The organism is Rhodococcus sp. H36-A4 (assembly GCF_027158005.1).
Lineage (GTDB): Bacteria > Actinomycetota > Actinomycetes > Mycobacteriales > Mycobacteriaceae > Rhodococcoides.
Window position 1 is genome coordinate 219779 of sequence record NZ_JAPVLQ010000002.1, and the last position, 24252, is coordinate 244030.

The 24252-nt window shown below is 60.1% G+C and carries 20 protein-coding genes and 2 tRNA genes; 8 read left to right on the forward strand and 14 right to left on the reverse strand.

All coding sequences use genetic code 11. From position 1 onward, the window contains the following. The first annotated feature begins 60 nt into the window (after positions 1-60). Positions 61-453 carry a hypothetical protein gene (locus O1W68_RS05870; RefSeq protein ID WP_269301970.1) on the forward strand — a complete coding sequence of 131 codons (393 nt, stop codon included), beginning with the start codon at positions 61-63 and terminating at the stop codon, positions 451-453. A 23-nt stretch (positions 454-476) separates the two neighbouring features. Here O1W68_RS05870 and O1W68_RS05875 read toward each other — a convergent pair whose 3' ends face one another. The 14 genes from O1W68_RS05875 to dnaA form a co-directional block, all read right to left on the reverse strand. Further along, entirely contained in the window at positions 477-2117 is a 1641-nt protein-coding gene (locus O1W68_RS05875; RefSeq protein ID WP_269301971.1) for an alpha/beta hydrolase, read from the reverse strand. Between the two features lie 127 nt (positions 2118-2244). Then, positions 2245-3246: a GGDEF domain-containing protein gene (locus tag O1W68_RS05880; RefSeq protein ID WP_269301972.1), complete on the reverse strand. Its 1002-nt coding sequence runs from the start codon at positions 3244-3246 to the stop codon at positions 2245-2247. Positions 3247-3541: 295 nt separating this feature from the next. Next, positions 3542-3614 (reverse strand) — tRNA-Ala (locus tag O1W68_RS05885). A 233-nt stretch (positions 3615-3847) separates the two neighbouring features. Next, a tRNA-Ile gene (locus tag O1W68_RS05890) sits at positions 3848-3921 on the reverse strand. Between the two features lie 124 nt (positions 3922-4045). Continuing rightward, on the reverse strand, positions 4046-5422 hold the full coding sequence (locus O1W68_RS05895; RefSeq protein WP_269301973.1) for a DUF3566 domain-containing protein: 1377 nt from the start codon (positions 5420-5422) through the stop codon (positions 4046-4048). Next, a complete protein-coding gene (gyrA, locus tag O1W68_RS05900) occupies positions 5422-7965 on the reverse strand; it encodes a DNA gyrase subunit A (RefSeq protein ID WP_269301974.1) in 2544 nt (847 codons plus the stop codon). Before gyrA ends, O1W68_RS05895 begins: the two co-directional genes overlap by 1 nt. A 71-nt stretch (positions 7966-8036) precedes the next feature. Continuing rightward, positions 8037-10076 (reverse strand): DNA topoisomerase (ATP-hydrolyzing) subunit B, encoded by a 2040-nt coding sequence (gene gyrB / locus O1W68_RS05905; RefSeq protein ID WP_269301975.1) that lies wholly within the window; start codon positions 10074-10076, stop codon positions 8037-8039. A gap of 308 nt (positions 10077-10384) precedes the next feature. Further along, positions 10385-11482, reverse strand: coding sequence for a PDR/VanB family oxidoreductase (locus O1W68_RS05910; protein WP_269301976.1), 1098 nt, complete (start codon positions 11480-11482; stop codon positions 10385-10387). A 32-nt stretch (positions 11483-11514) separates the two neighbouring features. After that, entirely contained in the window at positions 11515-12414 is a 900-nt protein-coding gene (locus O1W68_RS05915; RefSeq protein WP_269302816.1) for a metal-dependent hydrolase, read from the reverse strand. A gap of 201 nt (positions 12415-12615) precedes the next feature. Beyond that, positions 12616-13170 carry a DUF721 family protein gene (locus tag O1W68_RS05920; protein ID WP_269301977.1) on the reverse strand — a complete coding sequence of 185 codons (555 nt, stop codon included), beginning with the start codon at positions 13168-13170 and terminating at the stop codon, positions 12616-12618. Next, positions 13170-14381, reverse strand: coding sequence for a DNA replication/repair protein RecF (gene recF, locus O1W68_RS05925; RefSeq protein ID WP_269301978.1), 1212 nt, complete (start codon positions 14379-14381; stop codon positions 13170-13172). The genes O1W68_RS05920 and recF overlap by 1 nt, the downstream gene beginning before the upstream one ends. 2 nt (positions 14382-14383) lie before the next feature. Beyond that, entirely contained in the window at positions 14384-15304 is a 921-nt protein-coding gene (gene gnd / locus O1W68_RS05930) for a phosphogluconate dehydrogenase (NAD(+)-dependent, decarboxylating) (RefSeq protein ID WP_269301979.1), read from the reverse strand. A gap of 76 nt (positions 15305-15380) precedes the next feature. Continuing rightward, positions 15381-16565, reverse strand: a complete 1185-nt coding sequence (dnaN, locus tag O1W68_RS05935; protein WP_269301980.1) for a DNA polymerase III subunit beta — start codon at positions 16563-16565, stop codon at positions 15381-15383. A 648-nt stretch (positions 16566-17213) separates the two neighbouring features. Then, positions 17214-18746 carry a chromosomal replication initiator protein DnaA gene (dnaA, locus tag O1W68_RS05940; protein WP_269302817.1) on the reverse strand — a complete coding sequence of 511 codons (1533 nt, stop codon included), beginning with the start codon at positions 18744-18746 and terminating at the stop codon, positions 17214-17216. A 658-nt stretch (positions 18747-19404) separates the two neighbouring features. Between dnaA and rpmH the strand changes: the two genes are divergently transcribed. The 7 genes from rpmH (at position 19405) to O1W68_RS05975 (ending at position 23955) form a co-directional block, all read left to right on the forward strand. Then, positions 19405-19548 (forward strand): 50S ribosomal protein L34, encoded by a 144-nt coding sequence (gene rpmH / locus O1W68_RS05945; RefSeq protein WP_269301981.1) that lies wholly within the window; start codon positions 19405-19407, stop codon positions 19546-19548. 31 nt (positions 19549-19579) lie between these two features. After that, positions 19580-19960 (forward strand): ribonuclease P protein component, encoded by a 381-nt coding sequence (gene rnpA / locus O1W68_RS05950; RefSeq protein ID WP_269301982.1) that lies wholly within the window; start codon positions 19580-19582, stop codon positions 19958-19960. Beyond that, complete coding sequence (yidD, locus tag O1W68_RS05955) at positions 19957-20280, forward strand: membrane protein insertion efficiency factor YidD (protein WP_269301983.1); 324 nt, start codon at positions 19957-19959, stop codon at positions 20278-20280. Before rnpA ends, yidD begins: the two co-directional genes overlap by 4 nt. Positions 20281-20284: 4 nt before the next feature. Beyond that, positions 20285-21391 (forward strand): membrane protein insertase YidC, encoded by a 1107-nt coding sequence (gene yidC, locus O1W68_RS05960; RefSeq protein ID WP_269301984.1) that lies wholly within the window; start codon positions 20285-20287, stop codon positions 21389-21391. A gap of 29 nt (positions 21392-21420) precedes the next feature. Beyond that, positions 21421-22047: a Jag family protein gene (locus O1W68_RS05965; RefSeq protein WP_269301985.1), complete on the forward strand. Its 627-nt coding sequence runs from the start codon at positions 21421-21423 to the stop codon at positions 22045-22047. Between the two features lie 1129 nt (positions 22048-23176). Continuing rightward, positions 23177-23635: a hypothetical protein gene (locus O1W68_RS05970; protein ID WP_269301986.1), complete on the forward strand. Its 459-nt coding sequence runs from the start codon at positions 23177-23179 to the stop codon at positions 23633-23635. Next, positions 23632-23955 (forward strand): transcriptional regulator, encoded by a 324-nt coding sequence (locus O1W68_RS05975; RefSeq protein ID WP_269301987.1) that lies wholly within the window; start codon positions 23632-23634, stop codon positions 23953-23955. Before O1W68_RS05970 ends, O1W68_RS05975 begins: the two co-directional genes overlap by 4 nt. Positions 23956-24252 lie beyond the last annotated feature (297 nt).

Consider the following 24252-nt stretch of genomic DNA (forward strand, 5'->3'; position numbering starts at 1 on the left):
GCAACGGTCCTTCGAAGTGTTCATTCCGGGCCCTACGCCTGCATATGGAACAGTAAGGGCATGACGAGCACATCGAAATCCGGCCGGATTCGCGGAATTGTGACGACCACCGGTGGCTCTGCCGTGCAAGCTGCGAAAGTTTTCAGTGGAGGTGCAGCGGGCGTCGGACTCCAGGTCTCCACTCGAGGACTGAAACTTGCCCGACGCGAAATTGCGCGGCGTAAGCAGAGCGGTCCCGTTCGGCGGAAGGCCGAGCCTCGCCTCTCACCGGGCACGAAGCGGATTTTGATCTTCGGGGCCCTGTTCGGGACAGTCGCCGGCATCACAGTTCTCGCTACACGACGTCGCAACACCTTCCAGCCGCCCGCTGACGCGCCGCCGAGTCTCGCCGACTACGACTCCGGGACATCCCACGCTGCCGACGGTCAGCCCGAACCCCTCGAACACCCCTAGCCGCGATCGTCGGGCGTTGCCGGTCAGCCTCCGGCAATTTCGGAGGCGCGTCCGGCAACGACCAGCGCGCTGTTGTGCTGTGCCGTGGTGCCCTCGACGAAATAGCCTCCATGCCCTTCGGCCGGTAGGTACGCCGAGCCTTCGGTAGGGAGCCATGCTGTGCCTTCGAGTCGGCTCGGATCCGTGCCGAAGGCCCCGAGGTCCGCCACCCTGTCGTCGGATGCTTCACCGACGAATACGTGACCTGGCGGTACGGACAACTCGGCGACAGTCCCGGTTCCCAATCCTGGCGACCCAACAACGACCAGATCGTCGACGCCCGTGTCGTCGGCACCGCGGACCCCGTACGCGGCGGTGAGCGAACCGTAGGAATGACCGAGCAAAGACAAATGAGGGTCCTCGGCACGCGCAGCATCGAGTCCGTCGAGAAATGTCGACAACCGCTCTCCGCCCGCGATCGCCGCTGAGCCGGAGACGACGGAACGGTCCGGGTTCAACAGGTTCCATCCGAGGTGCGGCGCTTCGTAGTTCATCCAGGTCACGCACGCGGCGGTCTCCGGCGGATCCGCCGGAAGTAGTTGCTCGACAGCCATTTTCAATGAATCCATATCACCGTCGTATCGCCGCAAGTCCCCTTGGACATCCGAGTCGAGTCCGGGCACGAACACCGCCACATGGGTAGCGGTGTCGACATTGCCCACCGCGATCGCAGCCAAGGTGTCCTCGCCACTCCGATTGTCCAGCACCAACAGTTGGCGATCCCCCTGGTCAAGGGTGGCCGTAATCGCGTCGAGCGCGGCCAAACGCTTGCGTGTCTGCGCCAACCCCGCATCGGCATTGTCCAACATTCCACCGAAGATGTTGTCGTTCAGGCGATCCTGCAGATCGGCGGCAGTTTCCTCGAGGCGGCTTCTTTCGCGAACGAGCATCCGTCGGTTGGCCGCATCCCGGACCACCGCCGGAATCCCGTCCAGGTTCCCGATCAGCTCGGGTCGATCGACCAGTAGTCGGGTTCTATCGGCCATCGTGAGCGAATCCCAGAACGCGGCGTTGGCGGACGCACTCTTTCCGGTCGGTAAGGCTGTCTCGGTCGGTACTGCAATTCTGGATGCTGGTGCAGCAGCGGGGACCGTGGAGACGTCCGCTCCTGTCGCCGATACCGAATCGGACAGTGTCCGCAGTATCGCGGCTCCCTGCGAGTCGAGATATCGCGCACGCGTCAGAAGTTCGGTAGCTCTGTCCCGCAGATCGCGTATTCGCCTGAGCCGATCACGACCGAGGCTCCATGCATCTTCGGACGCGCTGGAGTACAGCGGCATTCGATCCACAACACCGCCGTCATCGTCGATGTCGGCATCGCTTTCCCGGGCGTCACGGTCGCAGTCGAGAACCGAAGCCACGAGCGGGTACATCGAATACGTAAGGCCCTCGACACACCTACCGATCGACATCAACTGATCGGCGGCGCAAATATATTCGTCGTGAAGGCGAAAAATCTCCGTGCGCGCCGCGTCTGCAGCAGCACCTGTCCACTCGAGGCTCTCGGACAATCGCTCGAGCGCCTGCATATCCCCCATCAGCACGTCCGACGTGTGGATCAGCGAGTCGGCAAGCAGACCGATCTTCTCTGGGTCCCAACGGCGAACGTCACTCCAGGTAACCATGCACACATCCCCCGTCGACTGCCGAATCGTCGTCCGGTCGGTCGACGTGAGAACACAGTCAACACTCTTTCCAGTTCGCGCTGCCGAATCTATCCACAGGCTGTGGATGAATCCGGGAGGGGGTGCGTCAGCGCTGTATTCTCCACTCCGGTTCGCCGGTGGATTCGGTTTCAGCAGCGCCAGGCTGCTTTTGCGCTCCCGGTCTGCTGCGCTTGGCACGATACAAATCTGCATCGGCCGCCCGGTATATCTCCGCCCACCGACACGTTGCAGGCATGCAGACCAATCCGACACTCCATTCTGCACGATGTGCGCGCCGCAGCCGATCGATGATGTGCCAGGCCTCTGCCTCGTGGACGCCCGGCATGAACAGGACGAACTCGTCGCCCCCGAGCCGGCCGAGCACGTCCCGTCGAGTGAGTTCGGCTTTCCACGCCTTCGACAGGCGCGAGAGCAGCACGTCACCGGCGATGTGCCCGTATTCATCGTTGATCTGCTTGAAGTTGTCCAGGTCGAGCACAGCCACGCTGACCGACAGACCGCGAGCCGCGCAGGCCGGGAGCACCTTGTCCACCTTGGATTCGAATCCGAAGCGGTTGAGAAGCCCTGTCAGAACGTCGTGTGTCGCGGAATAGCGCATACGCCGGGCAAACGTACCGAAAACTTCGGTGGAGCCGACTACGCCGAGCGCAATGAGGATGTACGCGATGAACGGCGAGTCGTATGGCGCCACAGAGGTACCCGCTACCGCCGAAAGCGCCACGAACGCCGCCCATATCCCCGCATTACGCTCGGACCAGAACGCCCCGACGTGCATGCCCAGAAACATCGCGGACTGCACACTCACGAGAAGGGTCGGCAGGGCGGTACTGACGGACGACGTCAACGCCAGAGCGACGGTCGCCATGAATGTGACACTGCCGATGGTGCGCTTCGGGCTCGGTTGCTTCGATCTCAGAAGCATTACCGCGGATGCGATACCGAGAGCCGTCGACGCGAGAACTGCAAGCCGACCCGCTACCCCCAGTTGGCCCCACGATGCGCTTCCGCCAGCGAGGGAAAGAAGCGTCGTTCCTACGACGAAAACCAGCAGTGTCAGGGCAGCTTCGTCGAGCTCGAGTTTTCTCACGCGCGATTGGCCCCGCACGAGTACACGCGGAGGCGTCCCAGATGCCCGCTCCGTCGACTTCGATTCGGCATGGCCCACCTCCCATGGTCGCGTCATGTGAAACGTAGGCAGACGCGCTCTACGTGCCGGACCTTAACACTTACCGACGACACTCGAATCGGTAAAGCAGTCGGGGAGAAGACACTTTCGACATCGGCCTGTCGAGGGGATCCGTTCGGATATCCACCATATCGCGCCGACAAAAAAGATGACGCCCAGCTGGTGCTGGACGTCATCTTGAGTCTTCGTGAAACTGTGGAGCCTAGGAGATTCGAACTCCTGACATCTGCCTTGCAAAGGCAGCGCTCTACCAACTGAGCTAAGGCCCCGGGTCTATCCGGCGAGCGAACAACACGTTACATGTTCACTTACCTTTTGCAACAACCGGTCTCTGACAACCGGTTTCACCTCACCGTCGGACGTTCAGGCAGTTGCGACTTCGTGCCAGACACCGTCTCCGCTACGCACCGTGCGCAGCTTCGTCACCGTCAGGATCGCTGTCACAACCGCACCGGCGAGGAGGAGAATCTTCACGAGTCTCATCCTCTCCGCCTTCCGGTTGTGGGCCTAGGAGGACTTGAACCTCCGACCTCTTCCTTATCAGGGAAGCGCTCTAACCGCCTGAGCTATAGGCCCTCGAACCTCGGTCACAGGGACCATTGATCCGAGGAAATTATTCTCCTCGAACCGAGGAGTGAGGTTACCGCATCGAGCCGCTGTAAACCAAAACGGCTCGATGCGGTGACCGTCCAACGCTGTGTCAGTCCCGATCCGCGAGCGTCACTTCGACGCCCCCGACCAGGTCGGACGACAAATTGTAGATAAATGATCCGATCGTCGTGAGTGCAGTGAACAACACCACATTGAGGATTCCGATGACGGCTGCGTAGCCGAACACCTGACCTGCACTCACCAGTCCGCCACCGCCATCCTCGTTGACGATTTCGGTGAAGGCGCTGTTCAGTCGGTCCCATACACCCATGCCGTCAAGGACGGCGTACAGAAGTCCTACTGCCACCATCCAGACGAAGAACAAGGACACCGCGATGACGAGCGAGATCTTCAGGGTCGACCATGGATCGATCTTCCGGATCTGAACAGTGGCACGTAGCGGCTCGCCCTCTGCCCGCGCAGCCACCGCAATCGGGGCAGGAGCCTTCTGTGGCTCGCTACTGGGCGCTGGATGTCGAACCGATGACAAGTCCGGCATGTCCTTCGCCAGATCTTTGCGTTCGATATGACGAGTAGGACCGTCGATGACGGCGGCCTTCGACTTGGCATCTTCCCGCCGCTGAGCCTTCGCTCCCTGACTTTCGCCACGGGCTTGCGTGGTGGGAGTGACTGGTCCATCGGCAGGTGATCCAGCCGGCAACGAACCGGTTCGAGTAGACAGATTGGTTTGCGGCTGGTTCTGCGCACGATTCACTGCCTCGTGCGGACCCTGCCCTTGACCACGTTGCCACGGTGGCGCTCCCTGCGCAGATCTGTTGGGCCCCGCACCATCCGGCACACCAGCCGAGTCGGCGTGCTCCTTCGGCAGAGCGGTCGTCGGAGGCTGCTGACTTCCGGCCCTCATTGGATCGAGTGGAGCCGACGCCGATCCCGACGCTGCAGCAGGTGCAGCCACCGAAGGCTTCTCATGCGGACGCCCAGGCACACCTTTGACCGAAGGTGCTGCCTGAGTCGGCTGTGGCTCCGCCGCGGTCGGTCGAGACGCAGGCTGCACCCCGGCCGGAGGCTGGGCCACCGGTGAAGTCGGGGTCCCCGGTGCCTTCTGCGGCCGCTGTGCGGCGGGCTGCTGAGCGCGCTGTTCGGCCGTGGCCTCGGAGCCGGTTCGTCGAGTAGGCGCAGTAGCACCGGCACTCGGTCGTTGGCCGGAAACTCCCTGTTGTGGGGGTCCCTGTTGTGGGGCGCTCTGAGCCGGGGGGCCCTGCGTCGGCCGGGTGGGAGGACGTGCACCGCTCTGCGGCGGCTGCGGCGATCCTGCCGCGGCGGGCCGCTGTGGTGCCTGCTGCGGCGGGGTACGCCCAGGCTCCGGTGCGGAAGGAGGCCGTGCGGCCGGCTGCGGTCGCGCGGCAGCATCGCCTTGTTCGCCCTGCGGGGCCGGCCTGCTACCGGGCCTGTTGGGAGTACTCACTACGACTCCTTCGGTGCATCTTCTTCGGTGCCCTCAGCGCCCAACTCGGGCTCATCGGCATTGCGGGCGATAGCGAGCAGTGTGTCGCCTTCACCGAGATTCATCAACCGAACGCCCTTCGTCTGTCGGCCTGCTTTCCGGACCTGCTTTGCCGCGGTACGGATGACGCCGCCCCCGGATGTGATGGCATACAGCTCGTCGTCATCGTCGACGATAAGAGCCCCTACCAGCGTGCCACGCTTCGGATCGTACTGAATCGTCAGCACGCCCTTTCCGCCTCGGCCCTGCTGCGGGTAGTCCTCCATCGCGGTCCGCTTCGAGTAGCCACCCGAAGTTGCGACCAAAAGGTACTTACCTTCGCGGACGACATTGAGGGACAGTAGTCGATCTTCACCGTTGAATCTCATGCCCTGCACACCGGATGTCGCCCTACCCATCGGACGCAGCACTTCGTCCGTTGCCGAGAACCGGATGGACTGGCCCTGCGCGGAGACGAGAAGCAGATCGTCGTCAGAGGACGCCAACACTGCGCCGACCAGTTCGTCCTCACCGCGGAGGTTCACCGCCACGATGCCGCCGCTTCGGTTGGAGTCGAAGTCGGTGAGCTTGGACTTCTTGACCAGACCGCCCTTGGTCGCGAGAACCAGGTACGGCGCGTCTTCGTAAGTCTGGATCTGAATGACCTGAGCTATCCGCTCATCCGGCTGGAAAGCGAGCAGGTTGGCGACGTGCTGGCCACGCGCGGTGCGGTTGGCTTCCGGCAGCTCGTACGCCTTCGCGCGGTAGACGCGACCCTTGGTGGTGAAGAACAGAATCCAGTCGTGCGTCGAGCAGACGAAGAACTTGCTGACGATGTCGTCCTGTTTGAGTCCCGCACCCTGAACGCCCTTGCCGCCGCGCTTCTGCGAACGGTAGAGATCGGTTCTGGTCCGTTTCGCGTAACCGGTCTCGGTGATGGTGACCACGACGTTCTCACGTGCGATCAGATCCTCGTCGTTGACGTCACCGTCGGAAGCGATGATCCGGGTGCGCCTGTCGTCGCCGAACTTCTCGACGATCTCCGCGAGTTCGTCGCGCACGATCTGGCGTTGACGCTCGGGCTTGGCAAGGATGTCCTCGAGCTCGGCGATCTCGATTTCGATTTCTGCCAACTCGTCGATGATCTTCTGACGCTCGAGGGCAGCAAGCCGCCGGAGCTGCATCGCGAGGATCGCGTCGGCCTGAATCGTGTCGACCTCGAGCAGGTCGATAAGGCCCGTGCGGGCGGAATCGACGTCGGGAGAGCGGCGGATCAATGCGATGACCTCGTCGAGCGCATCGAGCGCTTTTACCAGTCCACGCAAAATATGTGCGCGCTCCTCGGCTTTACGCAGCCGGTATCGCGTGCGGCGGACGATCACTTCGAGCTGATGGGTCACGTAGTAGCGGATCATCTGGTCGAGCCGCAGGGTACGCGGGACGCCATCGACGATCGAGAGCATATTGGCGCCGAAGCTCGTCTGGAGCTGAGAGTGCTTGTAGAGGTTGTTCAGCACCACCTTCGCGACGGCATCGCGCTTGATGGTTACGACGATGCGAAGCCCGACGCGGTCCGAAGACTCGTCGTCGATCTTCGAGATGCCGCCGAGCTTGCCATCACGCACCTGCTCGGCAATCGAGGTGATCATGTTGTCCGGGTTGACCTGAAAAGGCAGCTCGGTGATCACGATCGTCGCGCGACCGTTGGAGTCTTCTTCGATCTCCACGACGCCGCGCATCCGGATGGATCCACGGCCGGTGGAGTAAGCATCCTGGATGCCCTGGCCACCGACGATGAGTCCGTGTGTCGGGAAGTCAGGGCCCTTGACGCGTTCCATGCACGCGGCCAGGGTGGCTTCCTCGTCCGCCTCGAAATTGTCGAGGGCCCAGAACACGGCTTCACTGAGCTCACGCAGGTTGTGCGGCGGAATGTTGGTGGCCATACCGACGGCGATTCCGTTGGACCCGTTCATCAACAAGTTGGGCACCCGCGACGGAAGTACCGTCGGCTCTTGGGTTTTGCCGTCGTAGTTGGGAATGAAGTCGACGGTTTCCTCGTCGATGTCGCGCAGCATCTCCATTGCGAGCGGAGTCAGACGTGCCTCGGTGTAACGCATCGCGGCGGCACCGTCGTTGCCGCGCGATCCGAAGTTGCCCTGACCGTCGACCAGCGGGTAACGCATCGACCATGGCTGTGCCAAACGGACCAACGCGTCGTAGATCGAGCTGTCGCCGTGCGGATGGTAGTTACCCATCGTTTCGGCAACCGGGCGTGCGGATTTGACGTAACTGCGGTCGGGGCGGAAGCCCGAGTCGTACATGGCGTAGAGCACGCGGCGGTGCACCGGCTTCAAACCGTCTCTGACCTCGGGTAGCGCGCGGCCGACGATGACGCTCATCGCGTAGTCGATGTAACTACGCTGCATTTCCTCTTGAATGTCGACCGGATCGATCCGGTCTCCACCCTCGGCGTTGGTGGTCGAACCGGGAGGCGGTCCTACTGGTGGTTCGGTGATATCGGACATAAGGCTTTTCTCCTAGAGAAAGTCACCGTAGGTCAGCACGAAACAGTGATCGGCTGACCTACGGATATCAACTAAACGTCAAGAAAGCGAACATCTTTGGCGTTGCGGGCGATGAAACTGCGACGAGCGGGCACGTCCTCGCCCATCAATACGCTGAAGAGTTCGTCTGCAGCTGCAGCGTCGTCGAGGGTGATCAAACGCAAGACGCGCACCGACGGATCCATCGTCGTTTCCCACAGTTCCTTGGGATTCATCTCACCAAGACCTTTGTAGCGCTGCACACCGTCCTCGATGTTGATCTTGCGCTTGTTGGCTATACCTGCCTCGAGCAAGCCGTCTCGCTCAGAGTCGGAGTAGGCAAAATCGGGTTCGCCGCGACTCCACTTGAGCTTGTACAGCGGAGGCATCGCGAGGTAGACGTGGCCATGTTCGATCAAGGGCCGCATGAATCGGAACAGCAACGTCATCAGCAGCGTGGAGATGTGCTGACCGTCGACGTCGGCGTCGGCCATCAGCACGATCTTGTGGTAACGCAGCTTGGTGATGTCGAACTCGTCGTGAATACCGGTGCCGAAGGCGGTGATGATCGCCTGGACTTCGTTGTTCTTGAGTACGCGGTCGATGCGGGCTTTCTCGACGTTGATGATCTTTCCGCGAAGCGGCAGGATCGCCTGGAACATCGAGTCGCGGCCGGATTTGGCCGAGCCGCCGGCGGAGTCGCCCTCCACGATGTAGATCTCGGACTTGCTGGGGTCGTTGGAACGGCAGTCGGCTAGCTTGCCCGGCAGTCCACCGATATCGGTTGCGCTCTTGCGCCGCACCATTTCTCGCGCTTTACGCGCAGCCATACGAGCCTGTGCCGAGGACACGGCCTTGTTGATGATCGTCTTGGCGTCAGCCGGGTTCGACTCGAACCAGTGCGAGAGATGCTCGTTGCAGGCCTTGAGAACGAACGAACGAACCTCGGTGTTGCCGAGTTTGGTTTTCGTCTGGCCCTCGAACTGCGGTTCGGCCACGCGAACCGAGAGAACAGCAGCCAATCCCTCACGGATGTCGTCTCCGGTGAGGTTCCCGTCCTTTTCTTTGACCAGCTTCTTTTCTTTGGCGTACTTGTTCACCGTCGCCGTCAACGCCGTGCGAAATCCTTCTTCGTGGGTTCCGCCCTCATGCGTGTTGATGGTGTTGGCGAAGGTGTGAACCGACTCGGAGTAGCCGGCGTTCCACTGCATCGCGACCTCCACCTCGTGGCCCGTACCCTTGCCGGTGAATCCGACGACCGAGGTGTGGATCGGGGTCTTCTTCGCATTGATGTGCTTGACGAAGTCGACCAGACCGTCCGGGTAGTGATACGTCCTTTTCCGTGCCTTCGGGGGCTTGGCGACGGCTGCTTCGGCCTGTTCCTCGGAAGCAGACTTAGGGGCCAGCGCAGTTTCGCCCAACTCGTCTTCGGTCACTTCGGCGACGGCAATGCGCTCGTCGGCAAAGTTGATGGTCAGACCCTTGTTGAGGAAAGCCATTTCCTGTAGGCGACGGTGCACGGTCTCGAAGTTGAAATCGAGCGTCTCGAAAATTTTGCCATCCGGCCAAAAGCGCGTCCTGGTACCGGTGTCGCTGGTATCTCCGACGGTTTCGAGCGGACCGGGCTTGGCGTAGTCGTACGTCTGGGTGTAGCGATGCCCGTCGCGGGAGATCGTGAGCTCGACCTTCGTGGACAGTGCGTTGACCACGGAGATACCGACGCCGTGCAGACCACCGGAGACCGCGTACGAGTCCGAGTCGAATTTACCGCCTGCGTGCAGCTGGGTCATGACGACCTCGACAGCGGGTACACCGGAGGAGTGGGTGTCGACGGGCATTCCTCGACCGTCGTCCGCGACCTCTACGCTTCCATCGTCGTGGATCGTGACGTCGACGGTCGATGCGTATCCGGCCATCGCCTCGTCGACAGAGTTGTCCACAACCTCCCAAATAAGGTGGTGCAGGCCTCGCTCGCCGGTCGAACCGATATACATACCGGGTCTCTTGCGGACTGCTTCGAGCCCCTCGAGAACCGTGATCGACGAAGCGCCGTAATCCTTGTTATCGCTCTTACCTGACTTTTGGGCAGTCACGGTCGGGTTGTTCTCCTTCTACGCATCTTCGACTCCCCCTCGCACCACACGGTGCTGCCGCATCGAAAACACACTCGTGGTGCTCCGGCACGGAAGCGACACACCGTCATCGACGCCTTCCGCATTCGCGGTGGACGTCCTGGTTCGGCAGAGTCGATCCGAAGGGCTTCCTTACGTTACCGTCCTATACTACTGGTACACCCTGGCAGCATGGGGCCATTGACACCCCAAACTGGCCTCTGAATGGCTCACAGACGCATTTTCTCGGAGTGCGACGGCAAAGATGGACAGTTGATCCGCCTCGAGGGTCAGAGGTCCAGCACGATCCGGTCACCGCTCGAGCGGGACACACAAATCAGCATTTCTTGCTCCTGCTCGTCCGAGGTCAGCCTGTGTTCGCGGTGTTCGGGCCTTCCACTGAGAACCCGAACACGGCACGTGCCACAAAACCCCTGCTGACAGGAGTAACTGACATCGGGCCGAATCTCCCTAATCGTCTCCAACACAGTCTTGTCCGCCGGAACAGTGATAACTGTTCCGGAATTCACGAGCTGAACCTCGAACTCCACCCCGCCGCGCACCGGTGGCGCAGAGAACCGCTCGAAATAAAGATGTGTAGCAGGGAACGCGTCGAACGCCGTTCGCACACACTCGATCATCGGCGGTGGACCGCAACAATAGACAGCACCACCGACAACGGGCTCGAGCAGTGTCGGGCCGGACGGCACACCTTCGACATCGTCGGTGCGTACCGTCACGCGGTCCGAATCCCACATTGCTATCTCGTCGAGAAACGGCATCGATTCGCGAGAACGCCCGCAGTAGACGAGATGCCAATCCATACCCACTTCGCGTGCGGCACGCACCATCGGAATGATCGCAGTGATCCCGATTCCACCGGCTACGAACACCGCCTGCCCTGTAGGCAAGAAAGGAAAACCATTGCGTGGTCCGCGCACCACAAGTTCGGCTCCCTCCTCGAGGGCGTGCATTTCCGGTGATCCACCGCCTCCGTCCGGGATGTACCGCACCGCAACGGTGTAATTGCTGAGATCCCCAGGATCGCCACACAACGAGTACTGCCGACGCCGGCCCGAAGGCAGGTAGAAGTCGAGGTGCATTCCCGGCGCCCAGGCAGGCAAGGGCGACCCGTCGGAAGACCGGAAAGTCAGCTGAACCACACACTGATCTACGCAGAGAATCTCTCGCCTATCGAGGGTGAGTGAGACAGTACGCACCAGTTCCGGCGCAGCGTAGTCGCCGGAATACGGTCCGTCGTCGAGAAGGGCGAACCACTTGTCCAGGGCATCGGTGACGATCGACACCGTCTGATCCGACGCAGCCCGACCGTACAAATCACCCGGGATCACTCGGCCCACGCGGAAGGTCTCGACGGACCGCGTCATTTTTGCCCACTTGCGACGAAAACCCAACACACTCACCGTGCAGCTGCGCGTGCAGCCGGGGAAGCGGCAAGATATTGCACCGCCTGCGCGGTGGATCCCTCCTGTGACGGGTGATAGTCGGACCGCAGATAGCGCAGCGATGCTTTCCACAACGACTTCGGACTCGGAAAGAGCCCTCGAGCAGCAACCCGGCGATAGTCACGCAACGAGGGTCGGCGCTTTTTCGGTGGTAAAGCTGCCAATGTCGGGTCCTGATCCATCAAGAACCGCACCCCGCGCGTCCAGAACCACACCATGGTCGGCGCGATGGCGATATAGGTCCGCAGCCGTCGTGCCGGTCGAACGTCGAAATACTGCATGACCTCGAAAGCGACCGATCGGTGCTCGACTTCTTCAGCCCCATGCCACCTCAACAGGTCCAACATGGTCGGGTCGAAGTCGACGACGTCGAGCTGACGGGCATTGAGAACCCAGTCTCCGAGAAAAGCCGTCAAGTGCTCGACTGCTGCGATCAGCGCAATGCGCTCCACCAGGCTGTTGCGCGAATGTCCGGTCCTGTTTCCCAGTGCACGTCCGAACAGGAATTGCATTTGCTCGACGTAAGGCTCGACATCGATCCCGTAGGCGGTGAGCTGGTCGAGGACCTGTGTGTGGGCCTGAGCGTGTACTGCTTCCTGCCCGATGAAGCCGATGACGTCGTCTTTGAGTTGCTCGTCATGGATCAAAGGCAGCGCTTCTTTGAAGGTCCGAACAAACCACTCCTCGCCCTCGGGCAGAAGAAGATGCATCACGTTGAACAGATGGGTCGCCAACGGATCGGAGTCCACATAATGCAGCGGCAACGAGCCCCAGTCGAACGAGACGTTCCTGGCCTGCAGAATGACCCTGTCATTCGGGATAGCGGCGTCGACATGGCGCGTAACTGCGGCGATCGAGTGCCCGTTACGGTCCGAGGATCGAAAATTCTTGGGTAACACTGCATCCCTTCGTCGCCTGCGTCGGCTGCCCCGAGCCAACAGCCCCTGTGGAGCCGAGTGGATACGCATCCGAAAACGGCCAATCACCCACAATACGCTTGAATCACCGGCGAAGCTGTGATAATCCCACTCGTGAATTATCACGAACAGGAGTAATCACCCATACGTGTCCCGGGGACCCCTCCCCTTGACGTGGCGATCGCCCTTACGCCAGCTTTTCGTCGTAGGTCCGGTGATCTTCAGCGACTTCACGATCCCGTGGCCGACCGCCGCGGCGATCTTGGCCAGAATCTGCGCCTGCATCAACCGAAGTTGAGTCGCCCACGCCGTCGACTCCGCCGATATGCTCAAAACACTGTCCTCGAGCTTGACAGGGACAGCATGTGCCGCAATGTCCTCACCTACGACAGTGGGCCAACGCCCCATCACCGTGCCCTCTGCCACCTTGTCGGACCATCCACGGTTCTTTGCAATCGAGCCCGCCACCGAACCGAGTGTCTGTGGGTCGCGATCGTCTGGTCCGGCCCCGGACCATCCACGCTTGCGTCGACCTCGAAGCGCGCGCACTCCACCGCTGGGCGACGATCGCCCCTGCCCCACGGACTTACCACTCGCCTTCGCCGCCGCCCGCGCCTCCTCGAGGGCACGTCGAGCAAGGTCTACTCCGCGTAGTTCGTTCTCCGGGTCTTTGCCTCCGGCACCGTCGGTCATCAGCACACGTTTTCTTCGAGCGGAGTGATGGTGGAGATTCGACCCGAATCTCCTTGAACAGCTTCGACGCCGAAGCGCCTGGCATCGATCTCGGCTGGAATGTCCTCGGCAACCGCAGCCGTGATGATTACCTGCTCCGCCCCGGAAGCCACCCGCGCAAGTGCGCTACGACGTTTGCGATCCAGCTCGGCGAATACGTCGTCGAGCATCAGGACCGGGTCACTACCCTCGGCGCGGAGCAGCCCGAACGATGCCAAGCGCAACGACAACGCGAAGGACCACGATTCGCCATGGCTCGCATAGCCTTTCGCTGGTTGATCACCGAGTCCAAGTTCGAGATCGTCCCGGTGAGGTCCGACCAGACAGACTCCACGCTCGATCTCACGTGTACGCATTGTCGAAAGCTGATGCAAAAAAGCAGCTTCCAAAACCTCCACATCGTCGGATTCGGGTTCGCGATTCGGATCCGAAAACTCCGGTGGCAGCGCGTCGGCGAGGCTGCTGCGATACTTGATTGTCGCGGGACGTGACTCCGGGGCAATGGACGAGTACGACTCGGCCACATGAGGTGTCAGCTCGTGCACCAAAGCGATTCTTGCGGAAAGCAATTCGGCACCGTGCGCAGCGAGATGCCCATCCCACACATCCAGAGTCGCCAATGCACCCACACCGTCGCTCGAGTTCGAGCCACGTCTCAATGCTCCACCGGCTGTCTTGAGCAGCGCCGATCGCTGACGGAGTACCTTGTCGTAATCTGCTCGAACAGCGGCCATTCGGGGACGACGAGTGGTCAAAAGCTCGTCGAGATATCTACGGCGCTCGCCTGGGTCTCCCCGCACCAGCGCGAGATCCTCGGGCGCAAACAACACACTGCGCAGTACCCCCAAGATTTCACGAGGCCGTCGAACCGGAGATCGATTCATCCTCGCCTTGTTCGCCCGACCCTCGAGAATCTCGACATCGATCGTCAATTCTCGACCCAGATTGATCACCGATGCACCCGCAAAAGCTCGCTCCGCACCTGCCCTGATCAGCGGCGCATCCGAGGACACACGATGAGAGGACAGCGTCGACAGGTATCCGAGCGACTCGAGCAGATTTGTCTTCCCATGCCCGTTGGGACCGACGAACACCACCGAGCCAGGACCAAGATCAGTGGTGACGTCATCCCACGAACGAAAATCGCGAAGAGTGAACGAACGAACGTACAAGGCTATTTCTTGGGGTCGGGTGCTCGAAGTAATTCATCAGCACCTGCCCGCTTGACGGCGTGGCCGCCGAACTGGTTACGAAGAGCCGATACAGCCTTCATCGAGGGCGAATCATCCTGTCGCGAAGCAAATCTCGCGAACAGTGCAGCCGAGATGACCGGCACCGGAACCGCATGCCTGATCGCCTCTTCAACCGTCCACCGACCTTCACCGGAATCCTCGGTATAACCAGAGATCTCGCTGAACTCGGGGTCCTGGGCCAAGGCCTGAACGAGCAGATCGAGCAACCACGAACGAACGACGGTCCCTTTGCTCCACGCACGCAGCACACCGTGGACGTCCTGAACGAGTTCTTCCGCCTCGAGCAGCTCGTATCCCTCGGCATACGCCTGCATGAGGCCATATTCGATGCCATTGTGAACCATCTTGGCGTAGTGGCCTGCACCGACCGGGCCTGCGTGGACGAACCCGTCGGCACGCTCACCTTCGGGGCGTAGGGCGTCGAAGATCGGAAGGGCACGTGCAACATCCTCCTCGGAACCACCCACCATCAGGCCGTATCCGTTTTCGAGTCCCCAGACACCACCGGACACTCCGGCATCGACGTAACCGATACCCTTCGCTGCAAGTCGCTCGGCATTCGCGGCGTCGTCGGTGAACCGGGAGTTGCCACCGTCGATGACCAGATCACCCTTGTCGAGTACCTCGCTCAACGACGCAATCGTGCTTCGGGTGATGTCACCGGATGGAACCATGACCCATACGACCCGCGGCGCCACCAACGTCCTGGCCAGCTCCTCGAGGGACGGGGCATCCGTCACCTCTGGTCTTGGGTCGTACCCGATCACTTCGTGCCCGTGCGCACGCAGACGCTCGCGCATGTTGAAGCCCATTTTCCCGAGGCCGACCAGTCCCAGCTGCATGAGGAGATGTCCTTCTCTAGTGTGCGGATGCCCCTTGGTATCGAGTAAACCGCATCCACACGTGTTCCGTATCCGATCAGCCAGGTAGTCGAACCGGCATCAGCAGATACGTGTACGCGCTCTGCGGTGCTGCGAACTTGCCCGAAGAATCCGGAACGAGCTCATCCTGGCTGGTCGGACGCAGAACTGCAGGCCGACTGGGTGTGGTGAACCCGAACGTGACTTTTTCACTGTGCAACGACGACAAGCCGTCGATCAGGTAACCCGGATTGAAGGCGATCGTCAATGCCTCACCTTGGAAGTCTGCAAGCAATGCCTCTTCGGCACGCCCGGCGTCGTCACCGCCTGCGGAAAGCAGCACACCTTCGGCCGAGAACTCGAGTCGCACCTGGGCACCGCGCTCGGCGACCAACGCGACGCGCTTGATCGCTTCTACGAGCGGAGCGATCTCCACGACCGCTACGGCCGTGTGTTCCGGAGGCAACAGCTGGCGGAACTTGGGAAAGTCTGCGTCCAGGAGTCGGGTGGTGGTGCGACGTCCTTCGCTGATGATGCCCAGCAAACCGTCGGCGCCGATGGTCGACCCCGAACCCAATGCGAGTTCGACGAGTGAGCTTGCATTTCCGACCAGGGTCTTCGCCGACTCGGACAGAGTTTTCGCGGGTATCAAAACTTCGGTCGTGATGTCCTCCCCGACAGGTGTCCAGTCGAGCTCGCGGACGGCCAGACGGAACCGATCGGTTGCAGCGAGCACCACCTTGGTGCCCGCAATCTCGACTCGAATGCCGGTCAGCATCGGAAGGGTGTCGTCCCTGCCTGCCGCAACTGCAACCTGGGCGATGGCTTCGGAGAACACCTCCACCGGGATGGATCCGGTCTGCGTCGGCAGTTCGGGAAGCTGCGGATAGTCCTCGACGGGCATCGTCGGCAACGAGAACTTCGCGCTTCCGCAGGTGATGAGCACTCGAGTTCCCTCGACACCGACGTCGACGGGCTTGTTCGGGAGAGACTTCGTGATATCGGCGAGCAGCTTGCCGGACACGAGGACTCGGCCGGCGGTTGCGACCTCAGCAGACACCCGGACCTGGGCTGATACCTCGTAGTCGAACCCGGAAACAGTCAGACCCTGCTCGTCGACGGCGAGAAGAACTCCACCGAGAACGGGAACGGGCGGCCTGGACGGGAGGCTTCGAGCAACCCAGGCAACGGAATCGGAAAAATCTTCGCGAGCAACGCGAAACTTCAGACTTCCAAGCTCCATCGCTAAAGTCTTTCCTCTCGTTCGGCAGCAGTTCGTTCCCACAAAGGCTGCGGTGAGCGCGACGTGCGCTCATGACCGGTGCATCGAAGAGTCTGACACAACCGAGCAGAAGAACACCGTATGCCCTTCCCGACCAACTTGAAAGCCGAACGACGGGGTCGACGACGTAGGCCCACGGCTGCCGGGTGGGGCCTGTGAACGAATCGTTCCCCAACACCTGTTTTAGAAGAAGGTCTTTTCAAGAGAAATTCTTAGTATTAATAGGTCCTGTGGAATCTGTGCATCGAGGTGTGTAGTCCCTGGTCGCCAAGCGTGGTGTCGTGGGGATGAATTCGGGACCAATCACCGGTGGCGTGCCAACAGCCTGTGGACGAATTACATCGGTTCACAGGCTCTCACAAACCATCCCCAGATACAGCCGGTTATCCACATGGTTATCCACAGGTGTGAATCATTCGAACGGAGTCCTGAAAGTACGTTTTTTTGGGCATCCAGGCACCGAAAATTGACCAAAGATTTCTTACGGAGAGTGGCGGACGTCGCTCGAGGGGCACGGTTGAGTGATGTGGAGCGCACTCAACCGTGCCGGCGCGGGTAGCCGCGAGGAAAGTGGAAGAGAACCCGCTCAGGGATGAAGCGGGCTTCGCGTCAGCGCTTGGACCGCTGCTTCACGCGAGCGGTCAGCTCTTGGACCTGGTCGTACACCTTGCGTCGCTCGGTCATCTCTTTGCGAATCTTTTTATCTGCGTACATGACCGTTGTGTGATCGCGTCCGAACGTCTGGCCGATCTTGGGCAGTGACAAGTCGGTGAGCTCACGGCAGAGATACATGGCAATCTGCCTGGCCATCGCAAGCGCACGCGCCTTACCGGGTCCACAGAGATCGTCGATCGAGGTGTCGAAGTACTCCGCAGTGACAGCCATGATCGTCGCGGCGTTGATCTCGAGGCTCGAAGAGTCGGGCATCAAGTCGCGAAGTACTACCTCTGCCAGAGTGAGGTCCAGCGCCTGACCGTTCAGCGACGCGAATGCCGTCACACGGATCAACGCGCCTTCGAGTTCACGAATATTGCGCTCGATCCGACTGGCGATCAACTCGAGGACATCGTGCGGAACATCGAGGCGATCCATCCGAGCTTTTTTGCTGAGGATGGCGATGCGAGTCTCGAGTTCCGGAGGTTGAACGTCGGTGATCAGGCCCCACTCGAACCGAGTGCGTAGACGCTCCTCGAGGGTTGCAAGCTGTTTCGGCGGGCGATCGGAGGAAACGACGATCTGCTTGTTCGCGTTGTGCAAGGTGTTGAAGGTGTGGAAAAACTCTTCCTGAATACCTTCTTTACCCTCGATGAACTGAATGTCGTCGACGAGGAGTACGTCCGTCTCCCGATATCGGCGTTTGAACGCCACCTTCCGGTCGTCACGAAGACTGTTGATGAAATCGTTGGTGAATTCCTCGGTCGAGACGTACTTCACGCGCATGCCTGGGAAGAGACGTTGCGCATAGTGGCCGGCAGCGTGGAGCAAGTGCGTCTTCCCTAGCCCGGACGCTCCCCAGATGAATAGAGGGTTGTATGCGCGAGCAGGTGCTTCCGCGATGGCGACTGCCGCTGCGTGGGCAAATCGATTCGATGCGCCGATGACGAAAGTATCGAAGGTGTACTTCGAGTTGAGGCTTTGTGCCCCCGACGTCGTCGATGTGGTTGCCGGCGGCTTGGTGAAGTAGGTAGGCCACGAGTTCTGCACACTCGCCAGTGCTTCCCGCTCGTCGTCCACTTCCTCGTAGTCTGCAGTTTCCGAGTCGGACGGATCGTCATCGGTGCTGGTGAGGAAGCGTCTGCGGTAAGTGGGAGTGCTCGCTGCCTCCGAATACCTCGGTTGCTCAGGTTCGTGTTTTTCTTCTTCAGGCGCTGAAATTCGCACCCCGAGGCCTTCGACGCCCTGGCCGAGGTGACGGCCGAGTGCGTTCAGTATCGGTTCACGCAAGTCGCGCTCTATCGCTTCCTGCGCGAAAGACGAAGGGACCGCCAGCAGTGCGAAGCCCTGAGTCAGGGTAAGAGGCTCGACGAGAGCGAGCCATGCCTTTTGCCCTTTGGTCAGAGGTTGACCACTGTGCCGATCGGACGTCAATTCCGTGACTACCTCTGGCCAGATACGCGCCAGCGCATCCGGATCCTCGTTCACGGTGCCTCCCCATTCGGACGTGCGATTGAAGCGAACGTGCATGTCGTCGACAGCACGTGCTGCGGACAGTGCCTTCGAAAGACGCTGTTGTTTCACGCTCGCACCGCATCGAAGTCCGATATCGTCGTCGTCGATCACGAGTTCATCGGGGAACCACAGCCGGAAGTGCAACGTATCGGGTACGGACGTGCCGTGTACGAATATGCCATTGGTTCGTGTTTCCACACAATTATCCACAGGTGTGGATGAACGACATCGGTGTCACCCCGATCGGCGAAATTCTCCTGCAACTGTCATGCGCAGTGTCTTGACCAGCGCTTTTGGTGAACGCGAATTCCTCGAGTTACAGGTTTCCGCCGAAGGCTCGACCGGGAACAGCCGCGAGAGTGGTTATCAACACCCCTTGCTCCCCAGGCCTGTGGATGAATTACACGGATGTGATGCAGGGTCGTAGGATCGGACGGGTTTGACCACCGCTAAGTCGATCAGTACTGTCGAACAGTCACCCAAGGCGAGGTGGCCGATGCTTGCTGGCTGCTCACAGTCTGTGTTCACTCGGATTTCTCGCTGTTGGGGTGTAAACGAGTTCGACCGAACTCGCTACCACCGTTTCGGACGCTTCAGAGTAAGCGTCTTTGATTTTCGAGGAGTGTTGACCGTGGCCAAGGGCAAGCGGACGTTCCAGCCGAACAACCGACGCCGCGCGCGTGTTCACGGCTTCCGTCTTCGTATGCGTACGCGTGCAGGTCGTGCAATCGTGGCGGCACGTCGCGGCAAGGGCCGCAAGGAACTAACCGCCTAATCCATGTTCGTCTGAGTTTACGGAGCTCGGGGTGTTACCTGAGCCGCATAGACTGCATCGAAGCGCTGATTTCACCCGCGCGGTGCGTCGAGGCCGCCGAATGGGTAGACAAGACTTGGTCGTTCACGCCTACGCGCGTGACGATGCAAGTTGTGTTTTCAGTGTCGGCGAACCTAGATTCGGATTGATCGTGAGCAAAGCTGTCGGGCCGGCGGTAACTCGTCATCGAGTTGCGCGCCGGCTTCGGCATATCTGTTCGGAGATTCTCCTGGAAGTACCCGAGACTTGCGACGTCGTTATTCGCGCACTGCCTGGCTCTGCGAACCTATCCTCGAAAGATCTGCAACGACAGGTTCGTTCCGGGTTGAAGAAGCTGGGATACCTCGGAGCGGTTAGAGATGCACGCTCATGAAATTCATACTCCTCGTCCGGTCGTTCCCTGCGCGGATCTTGATCTTCTGTATCGAGCTCTACCGGACCTATGTGTCTCCGCTCAGACTCCCCACCTGCCGTTTCTCCCCCACGTGCAGTGAGTATGCAGTCGAAGCGTTGAAGACGCACGGTGCCATCAAAGGAACCTTGCTAGCTATAGCGCGGCTACTGAAGTGCGCGCCCTGGCACTCTGGAGGCTGGGACCCGGTGCCCGATCACGGGTCATGGCGGGTACACAAGCAGACTTCGACCGAAGAAAGCCACGATCTCGCGAGAGTGGACGAACAGAGGAGTACATAGAGCCGTGCTGGATTTCATCTATTATCCGGTCTCCTGGATCCTCTGGGTATGGCACAAGGTGTTCGGTGCCGTCCTCGGAGCGGACAACGGCTTTGCATGGGCCTTGTCCGTAGTGTTCCTCGTTTTCACTTTGCGATTGATTCTGTACAAGCCGTTCGTCAAACAGGTTCGTACCACGCGTCAGATGCAGGAACTGCAGCCACAGATCAAGGCTTTGCAGAAGAAATACGGCAAAGACAAGCAGCGCTTGGCCGTGGAGATGCAGAAGCTTCAGAAAGAACACGGATTCAACCCCATCATGGGTTGTTTGCCGGTCCTGGCACAGGCACCCGTGTTCATCGGCTTGTTCCACGTGCTGCGCTCGTTCAACCGTACGGGTACCGGGATCGGTCAGCTGGGGCTTGATCCAGCAGTCAACCGGACGATTCCGAACTACGCCTTCGATGTCGCCGATGTGAACTCGTTCCTGGACGCCCGCCTCTTCGGCGCCCCGATCTCGGCGTGGATCACGATGCCGAAGGCACAGCTGGACGCCTTTGCGAACCCCGAGCTCGGTTTGGGGATCCCATCAATATGGACGATCGGCGCTGTTGCGGTGCCTCTAATGATCATCGCCAGCATCGCAACGCACTTCAACTCCCGCGCCTCGGTTGCTCGACAAAGCGCAGCGGCTGCGGCTAATCCGCAGTCCGCCATCATGAACAAGCTTGCCTTGTACGTGTTCCCTTTGGGTGTTCTCGTCGGTGGACCCTTCCTCCCGATCGCCATCCTCCTGTACTGGGTCAGTAACAACATGTGGACCTATGCCCAGCAGCACATTGTGTTCGCGAAGATCGACAAGGAAGAAGCAGAGAAGAAGAAGCAGGCCATCGAGAAGCGGACCGAGAATGCGCCCAAGCCCGGTGTGAAGCCGCCGGCCAAGCCGAAGCCCGGTGCACGCCCCAAGCTCTCGAAGCTCCCGCCCTCCACTCTCGAGGCTTCCGATGCGGTCACCACATCGGATGACGTATCTTCTGCTAGTTCGACTGCACCCGACGGCTCACAGCCACAGAAGCCCACCCAGCCGAAATCTCAGGCGAACCGTAGTAAAGCCAAGCGCAAGCGACGCTGAGACGCATCGAAGACAAGGACACCAAGCACATGTCTGCAGATACCGACGAAGTGACCAACCCCGACGAAGCAGTGAGCGCTGGGGAGGGTAGTGAAATTGTGGCAGTCGATTCCGAAACGGATGCGAATGAGGGCGAAGTGACGGACGTCGACACCGTGTCCGACGAAGACACGGATTCGGACGACGAGGATTCCGAAGACTATCTGGTCGAGGAGGGCGAGATCGCCGGGGATTACCTCGAACAACTCCTCGATGTTCTCGATTTCGATGGAGATATCGATCTCGATGTCGAAGGTGATCGCGCGATCGTCAGCATCGATGGCGGAGACGACCTAGCGAAGCTCGTGGGACGAAAGGGCGAAATTCTCGATGCCCTGCAAGAACTGACTCGACTTGCCGTCCAGCAATCGACGGGCGAGCGAAGCAAGCTGATGCTCGACGTAGCGGGCTGGCGTGCGAACCGACGGAGCGTATTGAGTGCCCTGGGTATCGAGGCATCGAAGCGGGTACTCGAAAGCGGCGAACGTGAAGAGCTGGATCCGATGACGCCGTTCGAGCGGAAGATCGTGCACGACGCGGTGGCTAAGGTCGACGGCGTCGAGAGTGAAAGTACCGGTGTCGAACCGTCACGACGAGTAGTTGTCGTCAAGTCTTGAACTGATGAAATGAAGGGCCCCCGGCTTCGGTTGGGGGCCTTTTCTTTCCTCGAACAAGGCTGAGTCGACGTGAACTACAGCGATGTTATTACTTCGGTAGGTCCGGTTTCACGTGAAACTAGGTATGCACTCGAAACGTCACTGTGACGGACCAGCTCGGTGCAGTCTCCTCTCGATGTTTCACGTGAAACCATGCTTGTTGACGTCCGACGAAGGGGTGAGTTCGGCCTCGGAATCTTCTCCTTCCGGCCGTCATTCCTGGACCCGGCTTCACCCTTTGGAGCGGCTTGTGTTGTTCTGCAAACCCTCGAGACTTTCCGGTTCATTCGTGATGGGCGTGCTGCAGCCAATTTGGGGGAACGCTGGATAGTAGATCTGGGAAGTTCCATGATGTGGGAATGCAGTCAATCGACAAGCCGCGCTGTGTCACCGGCTGAACGAGTATCGATCAATCAATCTCTTCCGCGTGGATACCCGGCCGCGATCTCCGCGAAAATTTGGGCCACAACATCAGGTGTTCTCCATATCCATGATGTACCGAGAGATGTCGAAGTAGTTGAGGAGCGCGCCCCCCTGCGGTTCCTAGAGCAGCGCTGATCCTGCTGAATCTGCTGGGCTGTTACTGCGCAGAAGTAGTCGGTTCGCAGGTGAGCGCTCGTGAATCGAATTCCGGAGGTCTCCAGTGCCTTTCCTCCTGGTGGATCAAGAACTGATTGGTGCGAGACACGCTCACTCTTTGTGTCCCTGCGAAGCGAGCAGGACTCTTTGCAATATCGAAGGTGGATTCGCCTTCGCCTGGTGGACACCAGGTGATTGCGCTCAGTGAGTCGTGGAACGACAAAGTGAATCGCCTGGGTCCGTTCTGGCGTGTCCCCATGAACGGGGCCATCGATTTTCAGAGTCTTGTTGCCGTTATGAAGAGACCTGCTCACGATCAGCGGACCTATCGCTAGTAGTTGTCCATCGACGCTCCACCGCACCCGGCAACAACCACCCTCGATCATTGACGAAGGGACAAGAAGTCGTGCGAGGTCTGACGACCGCAGCCGTCTGTTTCAAGGACCCTCAATGGTTAGCGGGAGACGCACGACAGTGGACTTTCCGTTGTGGCAAGACTAAAGTTTCCTAGATGGAAAGACGGCCCAGGATTTCCCCGTCAGAAGCACGTGCCGCTCTGGAATCGGTTGCCGATGCCAAAAGACCGCTGGCGTCGCACACTCGATCCCCGTTCTGGCTCTATCCGACGCTCGGTCTCGCCAGTGCTGCCCTCGTCTCCGGAATCGCACTGTCGAAACATTCCCCGTTGGCGATGAGCGTGATCGCTGTGACGGTGCTGGTGCTGGCGGTTCTGCCGTCGATTCCGCGACCGAACTTCAAAGCGAGAATCGATGCGTTCTCCCACCCGCGGAACACCACTATTATGGCGATCTACTTCGGTGTGTTGGTGTCCGTAGCGGTGGCCGCGTTGGTTCTGTCCCCTCGCCCGGGGGCGATAGCGTTGACAGCTTTGGCGGCGTTCGCGTGGACGGTCGGCATCGGAACGTTTCTGGACAGGCGCCTCGAACGGGCACTTCGGGATGGGCGGTGACCGTGTTCAACGACATCATTCATGTCCCCACGCGCCTACGAACCTGCTCGATTCTCGCCGAAGCCGATGAAATCGAGTTCGGGTTGGTACGCGACTCGGTCGCTGTCAGCGACTCGGTGCTGAGTAAGCACATCAAAGTTCTCGAACAGGCAGGCTACGTGACAATCCGGAAAGGAATTGTCGATACCCGAACTCGCACATGGTTAGCGTTGACACGCGCAGGCCGACAAGCATTTACAGATCACGTAGAGGAGTTACGCAGGCTTACCTCCCCTGCCGGCACAAGGTACGAACCGCGTACCGCACATCGACTGACCTGAAGCAGAACGTCGTTCTAGATCGCGGTGGTCAGACTCTTGGGGATCTGCCAGTTCGTCGGGTGTAGAGGATAGTCTGCACCTGCAACTGAATCGAGCGACGAGGTGTGGGATTGGGTGCGCCCGATGTGCCGTCCTATGTGGCATGCCCCTCCGACACTCTCGTCGGGCGGAGTCAGTGAGACGCTGAAGACCTCGGTCACGTGTTCGGTGTTCGAGAAGATGTGCGTGTCGACCAGAATTTCGTTTGGACATTGATGGTTGGCGCTCGAGGGAGTCGGGTTCAAGAGTGGGCGGTTC